Raw genomic sequence first — 17,025 nt, forward strand, 5'->3', positions numbered from 1 at the left:
CCTTTTAAACATACTTCGAGTTATAGACGCCGCTTTTTCAACACTGCCCTGGGTGCTTTAAGCAGATTTGCCAATCCGCCCCGGTAACGCATACAGGGCTTCTCAATAAGATGCCAAGAAACCAATGCCGCCAGGAGTGAAAGTGGAAATGCCAAAGTGATCATTTGAACAGGTTGAACAAGTGGAAAATGATGCGCTATGATTTGTTGAATAGGGAAGGCGTAGATATAAACTCCAAAAGAATAATCACCAAGACGGTTATAGAACCTTGACACCTTCGACGTTGCGAACCCAACGAGAAACACAACAAAGCACCAGGCTATTATAAAAGCCTCCAGAAACCAGTTAGATCCATAAAACAAACAACACAGCAGCACGAGGACAATTACTATTGCAAGCTTGTGTCGCATTGAACTCCAAAACTGGAAGAAACTCATTCCTACAACAAATGGCAAACTCCATGTGTGTAAGCTTTTCGTTCTAAACAAGCCTGCTGCCGCTTCGCTATTGAGTACAAAAAATTTGAACAAAATATAAACGACTGTATACACAAATAGAAACCACAGGAAAAGACGTGCATTACCCACAATCGAAAAATATCCAAGTACCGCTACGAGTCCGTAAAGTACCACTTCGTAATAAAGCGTCCACAACGAACCATTTACACCGGGATAAACATTATCCTCAAAAACATCCAACAATCCGAACTGAATATTTTTCAACCATAAATTATTAGTGATGTACCCATAGGTAGTTTCGCTTGAAAAATACTCTTTTACAGAAACCTCAGTGTATAGCGGACCAATCACAAACGCTGTGACGCACAATACGACCACCAAGCCTGGATAAATCCGAAGGAACCTTGCGCAAAAAAAATCGACCAGGCCAGACGACCGAGCCCAACTCAACGATATGAAATATCCAGATATCACAAAAAATGTGATAACACCTACCCCGCCGAGCGTGAAACCGAATATTGAAAATAACGGCTCCTTCTCGGAAGGCCCCAGAGACAGAGGGTAAGAATGAGACACAAGTACAAATAATGCGGCCATCATTCTGACAAGGTTAAAACTATTATTATTTTTTGACTCTGTAACAATCAAAATGAAAACCCTACGTGGCTTTATTTATTTTTATTCTTGATAGACCTAAAGTGCTTTGCAGTGATTCCAAGCCCTTCATCTACCGTCTGCGGTGGAGTCCAACCAAGCAAATGTATCGTTTCAGAAATGTCCACTTGGAGTGAACCACACAATCTTGTTGCTATATCCCGCCTAAAAATCAGCGATGCACATAATTTTATAAGCCATTCTGGAATTGGTAACAGAAGGCTATGGCTGTCCAGGAAAAATTTCAGCTTTTTAAGTAACTGCGTCGTGGATAAATCCTCACCATCACTCACAAGAAATATTTTGTTCGAGGCTTTAGGGTGATCCACGCAGTGGAGCACTAGATGTGCAAGATTAAAGGATGACACAAGGCTTCTTTTATTTTTTATCAGACCCAGTGGCAATGGTACTCCCGTCATTAACCAATTCATCATTGACGCGAAGTTGGCTTTGACACCAGGTCCATACACCAGCACAGGTCTGATGATAACAACATCCATAGCAGAGCTTTCTGACATTTTTAGAAGCGCTTGCTCCGCCTCCATCTTGGACACACCGTAGGGGTCTTGAGGCGAAGGTACATCATCAGCACGGAAAGGCACACCAGGACGCGTCGATTCACCATTCACTTTTATAGAGCTTATGTAAATGAACCTTTTGGCTCCGGCCAGTTCAGCCTCTTTTGCCAGACGCAGCGTAGCCTCGACGTTTACCGCGCGAAACGCTGCCAACGGATCGGGATCCGTCTCCGACATGACATGAACCCGAGCAGCGGAATGAATGACTACATCCACCCCGGAAAGCAGTTCAGGCCAGCCATCATAAGTAGCAATATCCCTCACTACATGATTACTGGCGCCATTTACTGGAGCCGGTTTCCTGGTGATGTTGATGAGTTCAAAATGACCTTTCGATGTCAACAAACTCGTGATCGCACCACCGACAAATCCGGTACTACCTGTCATCAAAATTCTAGACATAGAACTCATACTTTCCTAGATAGCCAGCCTGTAAAATTTACTTAATAAGCGATTGGAACAACTCATCATATTGAGAGGCAATCCCCTGCCATCTGTACCGTGATTTGGCTACGGCGTGCATTTCATTCCCCAACGAACGGCGCTTTTCCTCGTCTTGAAATAGAGCTTGAACTGAGCTTTCAAGATGACTAGCAGAACTGAAATACTCGGCCTTATCTTCGGTAGACGCTCGGTTAAATGAAACGTCAAAGGCGATAATGGGCAATCCCAACCACATCGCTTCCACCAACGATGGATTCGTACCGCCAGCACTATGACCATGTACATACAGCGTGCAGTTACTGCGCAACGGTGCCAGCTTCGCAGGGTCATATATCGGATCAAGCAAAAATAAATTTTTAACTGCAGAATAACGCCTTTGCAGCTCCGAACCGTATTCGCTCTGTTTCCAGTTTCCTACAAGAACCAACGGAATCCCATTATCACTGAACGCCTGCAAAATCAAGTGTATATTATTTTCCGGCTCGATACGACACACAGAAAATGCATATGGAGAATTCAGAAAACCGAACTGAGCGGCCGCTTCTTCATCGACCTCAATTTTCAAAGCTTGGTCACCACCATAAGCAATAAGCGTACTATCAACTCCATATTCACTAAGTACATAGTCACGAAGGACTTTATTGTCCGTCACAATCCGATCAGCAAACCTGACTGCAAGACGTTCGGAAAACTTCAAAAACTTCTTGATCAGTGGAGACCACTTAGCTCTCTTCCACTCAAAACCATCAATATTAACAATAATTGCTTTTTTGGTGAGCAGGCGTATAACAGGTAACGCAATACAGCCTGAGACACCCAAGATCAACATCACGTCGCTTTCACGATATGCTCGCAACATGCTCACAATATCGTACGGAATACTTTGGAAGCCATTCGCCTTTAACTTGATATAGACCAGCTTGGCATTTCCGAACTTTTTAGGGCGCTCTGCATAACTGAAGGCGCTGCAATAAACCGTCATATCATAGGTTTTATCAAGGTTCAGAACCAATTGCTCAGACAGCGATTCCCACCCACCATATTGTGCTGGAAGACCTACAGTTCCTATTATGGCAACTCTATATTGCATTTAACACCTTCAGTATATCGAGCTCGAATTTTTGTTGAGAGAACTGCTTGGATTTGATCTTGGCCTCCCGAGAGAATGCTAGACAGTGCTCTGGGCTTTTAGAAAGAAACAATATTTTCTTTGCAATCTCGTCGGTACGATCAGACGCAAACAAATAGCCCTGCTTTTCGTGCTCAATCAACTCAACCGGTCCTCCCACGGGAGGTACAATACAGGGGATACCGAAAGCCATTGCTTCGAGAATGGTCAGACCAAAGGTCTCAACCCAGCTTTCTGGCTTAGAAAGATTCAACAGGATATTCGACGTTGCGTAAAACGAAATGACGTCCGCAGTAGTTCCGAACAATTTGACATTGGCTGGGACTTTAGTTTCGACAAAAAACTTTTCAATTTCCAACGCACTGGCATTCAATACCAGTGTAAATTTGATATCAGCACTCGCCTCCAGAAGAGTGGCCACTTCCAAAAACTCAAAAACCCCCTTATAGGCTTTCAACGAACAAACCATCAACACTTGAAAACAACCATCATAACGTGGCAAATACGTATGTTTCGATGCTTGAGCGGAAAAATCCGAATTTAGCGCGTTATATATAGTTACTTGCGGAACACTCGCCACACTTTCAGTGACTGCCATAAAATTCGAAACAAAAATATTCTTTTTCGAGGTATAACGCACTACAGCCCGAAGAAACGTTTTTAACGCTCGAGGTGTAATCGATGTTTCGTGTATGTGGTAAACAACCTTTTTCCCTAAAAGGTATCCCGCCACTGCCGCACCAAATGGCAATAAGGTATTTATATAAAAAACAACATCCTGTTTCCGGTACTTGAACAACTTAAAAAACAGATCGACCTGCGAAAATGAATAACTAACCAAAGTGAAATATTTATTATTGAATCGTCTATACCAGAAACGACTGACAGGCCCTCGGACATCGGATAAAAAACCCTCTCCAGTCCCACCAACGTACAACTCTGTAGTATAACCGCCGTTCTGTGCGACAGACACAACCTGGGATAGTACTTTTGGGCTACCGCTGCGATCGTTCAACAAGTGAAAAAATACAATTTTTTTCATTTGGCATCTATCTCAACGCAGCGCTTCTTGATGAATTTTGCCGGCACTCCGCCATATACAGAGTTCGCTGTGTAAATACCATCCCGAACTAAGGTACCCGCCGCGATAACGCAACCATCTTCGATAATGGCACCATCCAAAATAGTAACCTTGGCTCCTATCCAGCAATTGGCGCCAATTTTTATCCCCTTCCTGTTCACACCTTGCAATCTAATTGGTATTTCCGGATCTGAAAAATTGTGATTTTCGGAATGAAACGAAACGTAATTTCCGATAATGACATCATCCCCAATGGAGATTCCACCGGCGCACCCAAAAAAACAATGGGAACCAATACCTACATTATTACCCACTAAAAGACCGTGACCTATATTACTCACGCTTCCGGTACATTCAATAGTTACGTACTTATTGATTGAGACACCGCTGCCGAAAGTAATGCCGGCTCTAGAAAGTGCGTCAATATAGCATCCTCGATCAATCGACAACCCCTTGGGACTGGTGATCTTGGACGATTCTTTTATGACCGCACTTGGAGCAACAAAATAAGGGGTTAGTCGCTTGAACTTAAAGACCCCACTCACCAACATGATCACTTTCGAAAACATAAACCCCAGCAAATAGGTTTGCGAAATATCTCTATCCACATGGATTTTGCGTCCTTTTAAAAGATACGCAAGTTTTTCTAGCACGAAGTGGATCAATTGGAACTCCTCACCTAAAAAAAATGCGCAAGAAAGCTGAATCTTTATAGATTAGCGTCTTTTTAATTGCGGCGAACAAAAGATAAAACCGAAGAGATAAGCGCACAACCAAATTTTGCTTTTCGAATACAATTTTTAGCCCTTTAATCATCTCTTCATACCTGAAACAGGCGCGCTCCGTACTATCCGACGTGAGTTCGGATAGATCATGTTCAATTACCACATCCAAAACATATACATATTTATAGGAGGCTTGATATCGGACAAAAAAATCAGTGTCGGTAACGTAAAACTTCAATCGCTCGTCATAGAATGAAGGCATGTTCAAATAACATGCTCTAGTAACTATCATACCACTATTAATTGCTAGTAGATTTTTTGAAGGGTGGACACCCGCAGCTATTGTCGGCAAAAGCTTCCCTAGAAACAACAGTCGTTTCCCTGGGCTTATCAAAACATTGCCTGTATAAATCTTAGGGAGAAACACACCAATATCGTTGCGCTGCGCCTGTATATTTGAGGCAACATTTAAACAACTGATTAGATCACAAGACTCATAATCCGTATCATCATCAGAAACAAGCAAGTAATCACTACCAGCATCAAACGAAAGCTTTGCAATCTGATTATATATAAAAGACAATCCATTGTTACTACCCGAATACCAACGAACATCCTCATGCTCTAATGCATCCGAATACTCGGGAGTGTTGTTCCAGACGTGCAAGGTGATCAAGAGATTATTGCCACACGCATTTATTTTATTCAACAATGATTGAATGGCGACAGATCTTGCATAGTGCTTTTTATAAAGCACCACTACAATCGACAGCCTGATTAACCCGAAATCTGCGCTCATACATGACCACCAACAAAGTGATTGCAAACAAATATAGTACAACGCTGTTTGTATATGCTTGAAAAAAGAAAGAGCTCAAGTAAAATGGATATATCGCCATTATATACATACCAAAGGCTGCTTCGATCACCGTACCTTCCCGCTTCATCTCGGTGCATGTCTTAACGATTTTACCGTAAAACAAAACCAAAAACAGCATCATGGCCACCCCGAAGACTCCACAACCAGCGATGAGGTTTAGCCAAAAAGAATCGAACCAATGGGCTTGTCCTGGACCGATTTCACCAAGTCCATAACCCAAGGGATGGCTTCCTTGGAACGATAAAACCTCCAGCCATTGCCTAGGTCGATCCAACGCCGAAGGATCATCGGTGAAGCCCAATGTCAAGTAGAGAAAAATAACTAACGAAAGTGAAACAAAGTAACCGTAGCCCAAAACAAGCAATAGGTATTGATTCCTTATATTGTTAGTTAAAACAAGAAAGAAAAACAGGCTAATTAATCCGATCAATGAAGTTCTAACACTACCAAAAATAATGAGAAGCGTAAAAACGAGAAACGTTACAATTAACAAAATCAATTCTACATTTATTTTCCGCCGACTAATGCTTGCAAAGATGACACTCAATACCAGGATTGCACAGTTTAAAACAACCGCTGAAAACTCCAAGGTCCCGGTAAAGAAACCTGCCATACGAGGCAATCCATCTCGCATTGAGTTCGTAGGCTGAAGGACAAAACCCTTCTCAACCAACGGGACCCAATACCAGAACTCGACAGGATCCTTGATCGTAAGAAACTGATAAGCGCCATATATTCCCGTGCACAAAGAACACAATAAAAGCACTCTTAACAACCACCTCAATTTAATATCAAGGGGCTCTCGCTCAAGTAGAAACACCACTATAAAACCCAAAAAGACCGGTACACTGAGCGCACGAAACGATCGAACAGAGGATTCAGAAAAATCGCCACAAAGTAAAAAAACCGCTGAAAACACACAGACAATTACAACGAGATAAACGTACTTAAAGTGCACGGCTCTTCCTTTAGCCGCTTTGACCACAAGCACTAATATCAACCACCCGAGCAACAAAAAAGAAAGCGCTTCCTTCCAAGCCCCAGTAACACTTAACCCAAGACTCAAAATAAGAAAGTCACTAAAAAAAAGCCCCACAATAATCATTGCACATATAAAACGTCCCATCACTCCCTCTTATAACGTAAAACAAACTCGTAAGTACCAACGCCGAAAAAGACTCATTACTTTGATAACGCACGAGTAAATTGTCTTATAATTAGCTTTACAACAACTCTAATTTTTTGCTGCATCGCCAACGTCGATAAGAGCTTAAAGAACAACTTCTTATCAATTCTCACCAATGCGATTACTGTTTCAATTGGGATCGGCGATTTTATCTTGCGCCCCTCCCTCATGAAATCAGTATCCCCTGTCCAAGGCACATACTTTTCCATATCAGAAACTGAAATAGTATCATTGTAGATGCAATTCAAATAGCGTTGCTTCACAACACTGTAACCATTCATCTGCACACACATCAACGCGGCATCCGCATAATCCCGAGGGGCATTGATATCGTTCAAAATGTCAGCCTTCGACTCACTTTTTAGCATGTCCGCTGGCGAATACCCCTGAATAGGGCTTACGAGCCCAATGCACCGCCGACCTTGGATGAGTTGCTCGGCAAAAGCAGTCCCACCTGGAATTGGATAGCTATCAACATAAAAATCTGCCTGAGTCAGTAGCGCCTTATACTCCTCAAAAGGCAAATGAGGCACAACAGAAAATCGATTTCTGTATTTTAGTTTTAACCCCCACCACCAGTAATTCGTAAATAAGTTGGCACCAACGATATGAAAAGTCGAATTTGAATATCCGTCCAGTATCATACTAATGACTGGAGACATACTTAAACCTACACGAGGCTTATATTTCAATGCAGAAGCAGCGCTAAAAAACTTTAAATTATCTTTATCAGTCAGTGAGTGAGTTACTAAACTATTCACTGGCCTATCAACAGGGATACCTAAAAAGCTCTTCTTGCCTATTATTTTTTTCTTCACATCCCGCCGGGCGCCATAACTACTGATTTCAAAATAATAATCAGCGACTGAGCTACCGAACGAAAAAACATGATCCGCATGATTTACAAAGTATATGGTGCTTGCACTACACGAAGCCTGCAATAAACCACAAGCCACGATACTCACAATATCGTCGGGGTGGACATGCAGCACTACATTGCGATAGTCCGACAACAACTTAGCAATTTCTAGAGTTTGTGCCACGGGTTCAGCGGCAACCACCTCGTACTGAATGTTAAAAAACTGGTTTAATCTTGCCTTTACCTCAGCTGATGCGCTTCTGGTTATAATAAGATCTGGCTTGCTATCGTGCATCGAGGCAAGTCTTTCCATCAATCGAGTATGTCCGCCTATCAAATAAGGCTCTGATATGACATGAACCGTGTCCTTCTCTGGATTCGACTTAACGACACATTCTAGCGATTTACCAATTCTTTCGACCAGTTCCGTTTCTATATCAGATGCATCGTTTATCCCCATATCAGCAGCCCAAAAAACTGAGCCATAGATCTGGCTCAACTCCAAGGCTTTGTTCAAATCTTCCTCAGAGAATATTTTTGACTTGAAATAATCAGATAACGATAACATTACTTCATCCACTTTATATAAATTCCATACACGCGATTTAGATAATCTTGTGCAATCGTCGAAACACCATGAAATACATCACAATAAAGTAAAATCCGTAGTTTATCGCGTGCGCCCAAGAAACACCGACAAATCCGAACCACCCGGTTAAATATACAGTCAACAGATAAAAAGTTAGACTGAAAACAATTTCGCTAGCAATAAAAGCTTTAAACATCGCCTTACCTAGCATCATATATGCAAGGATCCAGCTACCAATTTTCAGGGTATCCCCAATCATCTGCCACGCAAACAACTCACGCATGGGGGCAAAATCACGCGTGAATAATAATATTATGATCAGGTCCCTGAGCATATAAATCAATAACCCGCATAGCGCAGCCACTGGCAGGATTATTTTATAACCTTGAAGTATTTCTTGCCGTATCTCGTGATACGTCTTTAACTCAGACAACCGTGGCAGATAGTAAACTCCCAAAGTCGTGGTAACCACCATCAAATATGCACTACTTAGCCTCCATAACGCTTCCCAATATCCTGCGGCTTCAAGGCCAAACTGAACGGAAAGATAATTCCTGATCAGTATGTGACTCATTGGAACCGAGAGCGCGGTTGTCAATGCCATCGCAGTATATTTGGCCAAATTCAGCGCAACAGCTTTATCAATTCTACCTACCAGATACTCTAACTTGAACCACTTCGATTTAATGCAAAGGAAGAATGTCGTAGCAAATGTCAATGATTGATAGACCGCCAAAGATACCAGGGCGCCATAGAGACCAAACTTAAAAACCAACACCGTGGTGACGACAAGAGAAAATAAACTCCCGCTTATATTGGCTAAAACATATTTAGCGATTTCTTTTTTCCCATTTAAGATAGACAACAACAAGGTATTTAAAGTAAACAACACCAGCGTTGCACTAAACCAGAGGAAAACCCCGCTAAAACTCTCATTATTGAGAAACAAGTTCGCCAAGTCGACACTAAATAACGCTATACAGACTGACGCTATAAAGGTGCCCGCTAGTGCGATCGCGCCAGCGGTCTGCCAGACTTTGTGTTGTGCGGACTCATCGTCCGCGTATTCTGCAGTGTACTTCACAACCCCTGTATTCACCGCACCACTGGCGAATGTAGTGATCATCTGCACTGCGTTCTGAAATTGTCCGATCGCTGCGTACCCGGAAGGGCCTACATAGATGGCTAAAATCTTATTGATACCCAACAGAGTCAACATCTTGACGACAACGGCAATTCCGTTGAGCAAGCTTGTTTTTATAAGCGTCATGCTTTATCGGCCTGTCGGAGCAAAGCTGTTACAAGCATCGACTACAACTCTAGCCTCCTCAATCGTCATTACAGGACTAATTGGAAGGCTGAGGACCTCGTCGTGAATTACTTCAGTTCCAGGGAAACTCAGTCTGTTAAGATCAGGATAAGCCTGTTGCTTGTGCGGCGGAATCGGATAGTGAATTACCGTCTGCACGCCCGCGGCAGCAAGATGCGCCTGCAGAGCAACTCGCTCTTTACAACGTAAAACAAAAAGATGCCAGACATGTCCCAGATAATCATCCGGCTGACCGCATGGAATCGAAGGTAATACGATCGCATCATTTTTTATTTCGTTGTAATAAACATGAGCAATCTCGCGTCTTTTTTGAGTGTCCGCATCCAGATACTTGAGCTTCACATTTAATATCGCAGCTTGGATCTCATCAAGCCTGCTATTTACTCCCTGATAAACATTTCTATACTTTTCGTGTGAACCGTAATTCGCTAACGCCCTTAGAGTCTTCGCCAGTTCATCATCATTAGTAGTAATTGCGCCTCCATCACCTAGAGCGCCAAGATTTTTTCCTGGATAAAAACTGAATCCAGATGCATCGCCCCAGTTACCCGCTTTGATGTCTTTATGACTAGCACCGTGGGCCTGTGCGGAGTCCTCAAGCACCAGCAAATTATGCTGCTTAGCGATCCCCATAATCACAGGCATGTCTGCCAGTTGCCCGTAAAGATGGACAGGGATGATTGCTCGGGTTTTAGTGGTTATTGCAGACTTAATTGCATCAGGACTGATATTAAAGGTTTTTCCATCGGGCTCGACCAACACAGGAACCAGACTGTTTTCTGTTATCGCTAGAATTGTTGCGATGTAAGTATTTGCTGGAACAATGACTTCGTCGCCACTTTTGAGTTTCCCAAGAATTTTCCACGCCCGAAGAGTCAGAATCAACGCATCAAGACCATTACCAACACCTATGCAATGCCGAGCCCCACAATACTGAGCGAATGCCTGTTCAAATTGCTTTACGTTATTACCTTGAATGTACCAGCCCGAATCAACGACTTCGGTAATCGCAGAAATCAACTCATCCCGGTATTGAGCGTTTACATTTGCCAAGCTAAGAAAGGAAACCATGGGGAGCCTCAGGTTCAATATGAAAGATTTAGATTTTAATTGTCAGCTTTAACATTGCCATCATTAAGAAATAATCCGAAGCAAGGACTACTCCGACAACTCGAAAAATCACATCACGGCGTCAAATATTCTCAACCAAAAGAACCTCAACTTCCGGCGAATATACAGCTTTTCGGTCTGTTATTGCCTCTTCACCGTCTGCCTGGCATGTTTGCTTTTCCAATAAATGTTCACGTCTAAAAGTTAAACCACACGCAAATAGTCAAACAGGCGAAAAAATTAGAGGTCTAGACTTTACTGGATTGAACCTTCTCCTCCTGGCTTCGACCTCGCCACTCAAAAATGCCATACGATTCTTTGTCAATTGCATGACTTAGTAACGAGTTCGTTGTTGCAGGTGAGGCTTTCATAATGAATTTTCTTAGGAGAAAATTGAACCACGAGAACTGCTCTATGCTAAGAAGAGGACTCAGTTTCTAAAACTGGCTCCACGACTATCGTCTCACTCAACCAGTTCTGCATGTATTTATCACGCCAATGAACGTTAAGCACCATAATTGGCAGCCTGTCTTGTTCATTAATCAGCTTTCAAACTCTGAACATTCAAAAAATTTTGATAATTTCTGATGTAATCACTTTCATCATACGGCTCACTTGCGATGACCAACAAGACACAATCAGGTGTAAAATCGTGCATCTCACGCCACACCATGCTTTCGATAAGAATTCCTTTGGTCGCGCAATCTAACCACACATCTTCTCTTTGAATGCCATTATCCAAGACCATACGACATTTCCCGGATACGCAGATAGCAACTTGTTTGAGGTTCCGATGCGCGTGAAACCCTCGGCTTACACCTGAAGCAGTATGATAAAGATAGTAAATTCGCTTTATCTCAAACGGAATTAGCGCGCCTTGTTCGATAGAAACCAAGCTACCCCGCTCGTCTCCGAGTATTTGAAACTCTATCCATTTTATTAAAGTCATTTTTTGCTATCCTCTAGCAGCTCATACGAAGAATTTTAGCTATGAATGCAAAAAATCATCGCTGAATAAAAAAGCACGCTACCGCCTCAAGATTTTCCGTCATTTCCTGAGAACGAATCATTCGCAATGTCAAGGGTAGAACCACACCCTACCGTTCAGTTTTTGGTCACGCAGAACCGTGGCAAATGAATTTTTTGCTCTCGATTCAAAAAATTAATCAACAAAACGACGCGCTCCATTCCGTCTGAGCAGAGAAAAATTGCATCAAGATCAGAAAACGCTCCGGCTAAAACACGGACCTTGTCTCCTGCGCTGATCTCTTTCTCGGTCAAGCTATCTCCGCGGTTGCTCAACTCATTAACGAGTTCGTCACTGACAGAAAGGGGTTGCCCACCAAATCCGACGATCTTGTGCACTCCGCGTGTTGAACGCAAAGGAGCCCAGTTGGTTTCTCCCGGCAGATAGATAAAAAGGTAGCCAGGAAACAATGACTCAAAAAATGGTTTCTGCCTGGTTGATCCATTCTGCTGGCGAGCAAATTTAGGTCGAGAAACGACGAAGCCCTGACGCACCAGGTTCTCTTCCGCGCGCTCATCCTGGCGAGGCTTGCACTGAATTAGATACCAACTGTTACATGCTCCCATGCCATGCTCTTCCTTTACTACCCGACTCTGGCCCTATGGGATGCCCAAGATCTCGACCGCATACTGCTTTGAAACCCGCTCCTAGTCTCATCGCCGGTGGTGTAAGCGTGGTTATTATGCCCGTTTATGGGTGGACATGTGAGCCCTGTATTCTGGCGCGCTACGCCTGAATAGAGGACTCACATGTCCACAAAAAACATCTTTTTACGCTTGGGGAGGACTGAGAGCCCTGCGCCATGACATAAAAATTTCAATACCAGCAAACCGCCTTAATCCGTGCTTTTTTGAAGATCGCTTCTAGATTGAAGTCGATAATGCCTAACAATTGCAACAAGAGCTCCCAGAATGCCGCCCAAAAGGCCAAATACGACAACCAGTATGCTTTTCTTTTTGATAGGACTGTCTGGCACTTCAATCGAGCCATCCTGCGTATATACGGCAACGCTATTTGGATCTACAACCAGTCCCTTGTAGAAATTTAATTTACTCTGAAGCAATCGCAAATCATTGATAAACGGATCATCGTACCGTCTTGTTTTCAAGTTTTCGATTTCCGCTTTAAGCGCCTTACTGCCACGCATATACATTAGTGGCCCATCCATCGCTCCGATGTCCACTTCTCGCGAGGATTTTGAATTGATAATTGCAGGACTTTCAAGGCCTATGGCTTCAGCGACAAGCAACGCCTCCTGAAGTCTGGTTATTGAGTCTGAGCGCGTACGTTGACTGCTCTCCCGCATATCAGCAATCTGCTGAGCAAGGCTTCTAGCGCGTACATCGGCTTCGCTTTCGGCGTTTTTTATTGTTTCTTCTTTGGCCAGTGCGCCCGCTCGCTCTACAAAAGTCGAGACCCACTCAGCAGCTTTTGCCGGGTCACTGTTGAGTGCAGTAATTGAAAATCTATTATCAGAGTCCTTTCCTTCTTGAACAACAAAAAGAACTTTTAAAAACTGTTGATAGAGTAAAGACTGAGGAGCCTTTCGTTCATCTGGCGTCAATGAAGGCAAATAGTATTTATTGAAAAATTCGCGATGAAGGGACTCACCATCTAATTTTTGCAAAAATATCCCGTATATCTCCTTCACAGAAAAAGGTGCGAGCTCGGTTTCACGCGTCCGCCCATAGTTAAAGTTTGCAATATTACTTTGAGAAGGTGGCAGCACAAATGCTTTCGCTTCATACGTAGTTTTATTGATAAAAAGAAAAGCGGCTGCAGCCGCTGCTCCTAACACAGCAAAACCAATTATCCAAAGTTTCTGCTTCCACAAACCAACCAATAACTCTTTGAAGTCCAGCTCATCTTCGTTGCGCGACTCGGTAGAATTGATCTGCATCTTCACAGCCTTTTAAAGTCATACCGTTTCTTGTTGTGAGCAGCCGAATTGCGACTATCTCTCCTCTAAGAAAACCGGTATTTTTCAATATCTGAATTCTGGACGGGTTAATGTCTCAACGAAAATCTGCATCCAGTATCTTTTTCAAGTACTGTCCATATCCCGTTTTTTTAAGGCTTTCTGCCTGAGTAGCTAACTGCTCAGCCGTTATCCAGGAGTTGGTGTAGGCAATTTCTTCAAGGCAGGCTACTTTCAGCCCCTGACGTTTCTCAATGGTATGCACAAAGTGACTGGCTTCCAGCAGCGAGTCGTGAGTACCAGTATCCAGCCATGCGAAGCCACGGCCGAGCATTTCGACATTGAGAGTCTTTTGTGCAAGATAAGCACTGTTTACGTCGGTGATTTCCAACTCACCTCGCTCAGACGGCTTGATATTTTTGGCTATTTCGACGACCTGGTTGTCGTAGAAGTACAAACCGGTAACCGCGTAGCTGGATTTTGGTTTGAGCGGTTTTTCTTCGATACTCAAAGCACGACCAGCAGTGTCAAACTCGACCACTCCGAAGCGCTCAGGATCGGAAACGTGATAACCGAAAACTGTCGCCCCTTGGGTTTGACTGTTAGCAGAACGCAAGTTGTCCGAGAAATGCTGGCCGTAAAAAATATTATCGCCCAGGATAAGACAGCATGGATCCTTACCGATGAACTCTTCGCCAATAATGAAGGCTTGGGCCAAGCCATCCGGGCTAGGTTGTTCGGCGTACGAGAGCTGAATCCCATACTGACTGCCATCACCCAACAACTTGCGAAAGCACGGCAGGTCCTCAGGAGTAGAGATGATCAGAATTTCGCGCATGCCCGCGAGCATCAGCACTGACAGTGGATAGAAGATCATCGGCTTGTCATAGATCGGCAGCATCTGTTTCGAAACACCGAGAGTCAACGGGTGCAACCGCGTACCAGAGCCACCTGCCAGGATAATGCCTTTGCGATTTGTCGTATTGATCATTTGTTCAGAACTTCCCTAAGCATTCGGGTTACACCAGTTTGCCAATCCAGCAAGTGTAGAGAAAAATTGTCACGTAGCTTCTGCGTATTCAAACGCGAATTCAGAGGTCGTCGCGCAGGTGTTGGATAATCGCTTGTTTCAATTGGGTTGATCGCCCTGACGGCAAGCGGCTCACCGTTGGCTTGGGCAAACCCAATCACATAGCTGGCATAACCGTGCCAGGATACTTCGCCACTGGCCGTCAGGTGATACAAACCCGCTAACTCCGGACGCTGCAGGATCTGCTGAATGGCCAATGCGGTCACGTCAGCAATCAGGTCAGCCCCCGTCGGGGCTCCGACCTGATCGGCTATTACGTTCAAGGTTTCACGATCCTTGGCCAGTCGCAGCATAGTCTTTGCGAAGTTATTACCACGTGCACCATAGACCCAGCTCGTGCGGAAAATCAGATGCTTGCAGCCAGACGCGATAATCGCCTGTTCACCAGCCAGTTTGCTGGTGCCGTAGTGATTTACCGGGGAGACTTCATCCGTCTCCTGCCATGGTGTATCGCCCTGACCACTGAATACATAGTCAGTAGAGTAATGAATCAGCCAAGCCCCCAGAATAGCGGCCTCGTCAGCCAGGAGTTGGCTTGCCCGACCGTTGACAAGGTCAGCCAACTCGGTCTCGGATTCAGCTTTATCAACCGCGGTGTACGCCGCTGCGTTCACGATAATGTCCGGTTTAACCTGCTGGATTGTCGCGCGCAATGCACCGAGATCGGACAAATCACCACATAGACCATCGACTTTATTACGGTCTAACGCAATCAACTCACCAAGCGGCGCAAGGGAGCGCTGTAGCTCCCAGCCCACCTGGCCGTTTTTTCCTAGCAGAAGAATTTTCATCCCTTGCTCGAACGATCTGCGTAGTTTTGATCAATCCATTGCTGATAACTGCCGTTCTTGACGTGGGCTACCCATTCAGTGTTCTTCAGGTACCAATCTACGGTCTTACGGATACCTGAATCAAAGGTTTCTTCTGGCGTCCACCCCAGTTCACGCTGAATTTTGCTGGCGTCAATTGCGTAGCGCTGGTCGTGACCCGGGCGATCCTGAACATAAGTAATCAGGCTGGCATGAGGATAGCTAGCGGAGTGGGGACGTAGTTCGTCAAGCAACGCACAGAGGGTTTGCACCACTTCTATGTTTTGCTTTTCGTTGTGGCCGCCGATGTTGTACGTTTCGCCGATCACCCCTTCGGTTACTACTTTGTAAAGCGCTCGTGCGTGGTCTTCGACGTACAGCCAGTCGCGGACCTGATCACCCTTCCCGTAGACCGGTAATGGTTTGCCTTCCAGTGCGTTGAGTATGATCAACGGGATCAATTTCTCGGGGAAGTGACAAGGGCCATAGTTGTTAGAGCAGTTGGTGATCAGAATTGGCAGGCCGTAGGTACGGCTCCAGGCACGAACCAGGTGATCGGAACTAGCCTTGCTGGCCGAGTAAGGTGAACTCGGCTGATACGGGGTTGTTTCAGTGAAGAGGTCTTCCGGCCCGTCAAGATCACCGTAAACTTCATCGGTCGAAATATGGTGAAAGCGAAATGTGGATTTACGCGCATCATCCAGCGTCGCCCAATAGTGGCGAGCAGCTTCCAACAGTGTATAAGTACCAACGATGTTGGTCTGGATGAATTCAGCCGGCCCGGAAATCGAGCGGTCAACATGGGACTCTGCGGCCAGGTGCATGATGGCATCCGGTTGCTGTTCTCGCAGGATACGGTCAATTTCGTCACGATCGCAGATATCGGCACGCTCGAATACATAACGTGCGTTTTGACTGACTTCAGCTAAAGACTCAAGGTTACCCGCATAAGTGAGCTTATCTACGTTAACGACATAGTCAGCAGTGTTGGTAATGATGTGGCGAATGACTGCCGAACCGATAAACCCGGCACCGCCGGTTACTAGGATTTTCACGAGAAACCATACCTTGAGCTTTGACAGGGCCGCCAACAGAGCTCTGTCTAATCCATGAAAACAAAAGCCTACTGAAACATAGAGACCTTTGGCCGAGTCAGCC

General features: G+C 44.5%; 16 protein-coding genes. All 16 read right to left on the bottom strand.

Annotated elements, in window-relative coordinates:
* Window positions 1-20: 20 nt before the first annotated feature.
* The 16 genes from AD668_RS20825 to rfbB all read right to left on the bottom strand — a co-directional run bounded on the left by AD668_RS20825 (window position 21) and on the right by rfbB (window position 16,922).
* Entirely contained in the window at window positions 21-1,106 is a 1,086-nt protein-coding gene (locus AD668_RS20825) for an acyltransferase (RefSeq protein WP_156322381.1), read from the bottom strand.
* A 20-nt stretch (window positions 1,107-1,126) separates the two neighbouring features.
* Complete coding sequence (locus AD668_RS20830) at window positions 1,127-2,077, bottom strand: SDR family oxidoreductase (RefSeq protein WP_256220734.1); 951 nt, start codon at window positions 2,075-2,077, stop codon at window positions 1,127-1,129.
* A 52-nt stretch (window positions 2,078-2,129) separates the two neighbouring features.
* Window positions 2,130-3,224 (bottom strand): DUF1972 domain-containing protein, encoded by a 1,095-nt coding sequence (locus tag AD668_RS20835; RefSeq protein ID WP_053161746.1) that lies wholly within the window; start codon window positions 3,222-3,224, stop codon window positions 2,130-2,132.
* The gene (locus AD668_RS20840; protein ID WP_053161748.1) at window positions 3,214-4,305 is read right to left on the bottom strand and encodes a glycosyltransferase family 4 protein; all 1,092 of its coding nucleotides are present in this window, start codon (window positions 4,303-4,305) and stop codon (window positions 3,214-3,216) included. Before AD668_RS20840 ends, AD668_RS20835 begins: the two co-directional genes overlap by 11 nt.
* Window positions 4,302-5,009, bottom strand: a complete 708-nt coding sequence (locus tag AD668_RS20845) for a DapH/DapD/GlmU-related protein (protein WP_053161750.1) — start codon at window positions 5,007-5,009, stop codon at window positions 4,302-4,304. The genes AD668_RS20840 and AD668_RS20845 overlap by 4 nt, the downstream gene beginning before the upstream one ends.
* A 10-nt stretch (window positions 5,010-5,019) precedes the next feature.
* Window positions 5,020-5,868 (bottom strand): glycosyltransferase family 2 protein, encoded by an 849-nt coding sequence (locus AD668_RS29570; protein ID WP_156322382.1) that lies wholly within the window; start codon window positions 5,866-5,868, stop codon window positions 5,020-5,022.
* On the bottom strand, window positions 5,816-7,075 hold the full coding sequence (locus AD668_RS20855; RefSeq protein ID WP_053161755.1) for a hypothetical protein: 1,260 nt from the start codon (window positions 7,073-7,075) through the stop codon (window positions 5,816-5,818). The genes AD668_RS29570 and AD668_RS20855 overlap by 53 nt, the downstream gene beginning before the upstream one ends.
* Before the next feature lie 56 nt (window positions 7,076-7,131).
* Complete coding sequence (locus AD668_RS20860) at window positions 7,132-8,574, bottom strand: hypothetical protein (protein ID WP_156322383.1); 1,443 nt, start codon at window positions 8,572-8,574, stop codon at window positions 7,132-7,134.
* A 25-nt stretch (window positions 8,575-8,599) separates the two neighbouring features.
* Entirely contained in the window at window positions 8,600-9,853 is a 1,254-nt protein-coding gene (locus AD668_RS20865; RefSeq protein ID WP_053161759.1) for an O-antigen translocase, read from the bottom strand.
* A gap of 3 nt (window positions 9,854-9,856) precedes the next feature.
* A complete protein-coding gene (locus tag AD668_RS20870; RefSeq protein ID WP_053161761.1) occupies window positions 9,857-10,984 on the bottom strand; it encodes a DegT/DnrJ/EryC1/StrS aminotransferase family protein in 1,128 nt (375 codons plus the stop codon).
* A 577-nt stretch (window positions 10,985-11,561) separates the two neighbouring features.
* The gene (locus AD668_RS20875) at window positions 11,562-11,972 is read right to left on the bottom strand and encodes an FdtA/QdtA family cupin domain-containing protein (RefSeq protein ID WP_053161763.1); all 411 of its coding nucleotides are present in this window, start codon (window positions 11,970-11,972) and stop codon (window positions 11,562-11,564) included.
* Between the two features lie 155 nt (window positions 11,973-12,127).
* Window positions 12,128-12,616 carry a transcription termination/antitermination NusG family protein gene (locus AD668_RS20880; protein ID WP_172681852.1) on the bottom strand — a complete coding sequence of 163 codons (489 nt, stop codon included), beginning with the start codon at window positions 12,614-12,616 and terminating at the stop codon, window positions 12,128-12,130.
* 269 nt (window positions 12,617-12,885) lie between these two features.
* Window positions 12,886-13,950 carry a Wzz/FepE/Etk N-terminal domain-containing protein gene (locus AD668_RS20885; protein WP_053161765.1) on the bottom strand — a complete coding sequence of 355 codons (1,065 nt, stop codon included), beginning with the start codon at window positions 13,948-13,950 and terminating at the stop codon, window positions 12,886-12,888.
* Between the two features lie 115 nt (window positions 13,951-14,065).
* Entirely contained in the window at window positions 14,066-14,956 is an 891-nt protein-coding gene (gene rfbA, locus AD668_RS20890) for a glucose-1-phosphate thymidylyltransferase RfbA (protein ID WP_053162102.1), read from the bottom strand.
* Window positions 14,956-15,849: a dTDP-4-dehydrorhamnose reductase gene (rfbD, locus tag AD668_RS20895; RefSeq protein ID WP_053161767.1), complete on the bottom strand. Its 894-nt coding sequence runs from the start codon at window positions 15,847-15,849 to the stop codon at window positions 14,956-14,958. Before rfbD ends, rfbA begins: the two co-directional genes overlap by 1 nt.
* Window positions 15,846-16,922 (bottom strand): dTDP-glucose 4,6-dehydratase, encoded by a 1,077-nt coding sequence (gene rfbB / locus AD668_RS20900; RefSeq protein ID WP_053162104.1) that lies wholly within the window; start codon window positions 16,920-16,922, stop codon window positions 15,846-15,848. Before rfbB ends, rfbD begins: the two co-directional genes overlap by 4 nt.
* Window positions 16,923-17,025: the final 103 nt, after the last annotated feature.

Origin of the sequence: Pseudomonas sp. P1.8, assembly GCF_001269805.1 — a bacterium.
In the GTDB taxonomy this organism is placed as follows: domain Bacteria; phylum Pseudomonadota; class Gammaproteobacteria; order Pseudomonadales; family Pseudomonadaceae; genus Aquipseudomonas.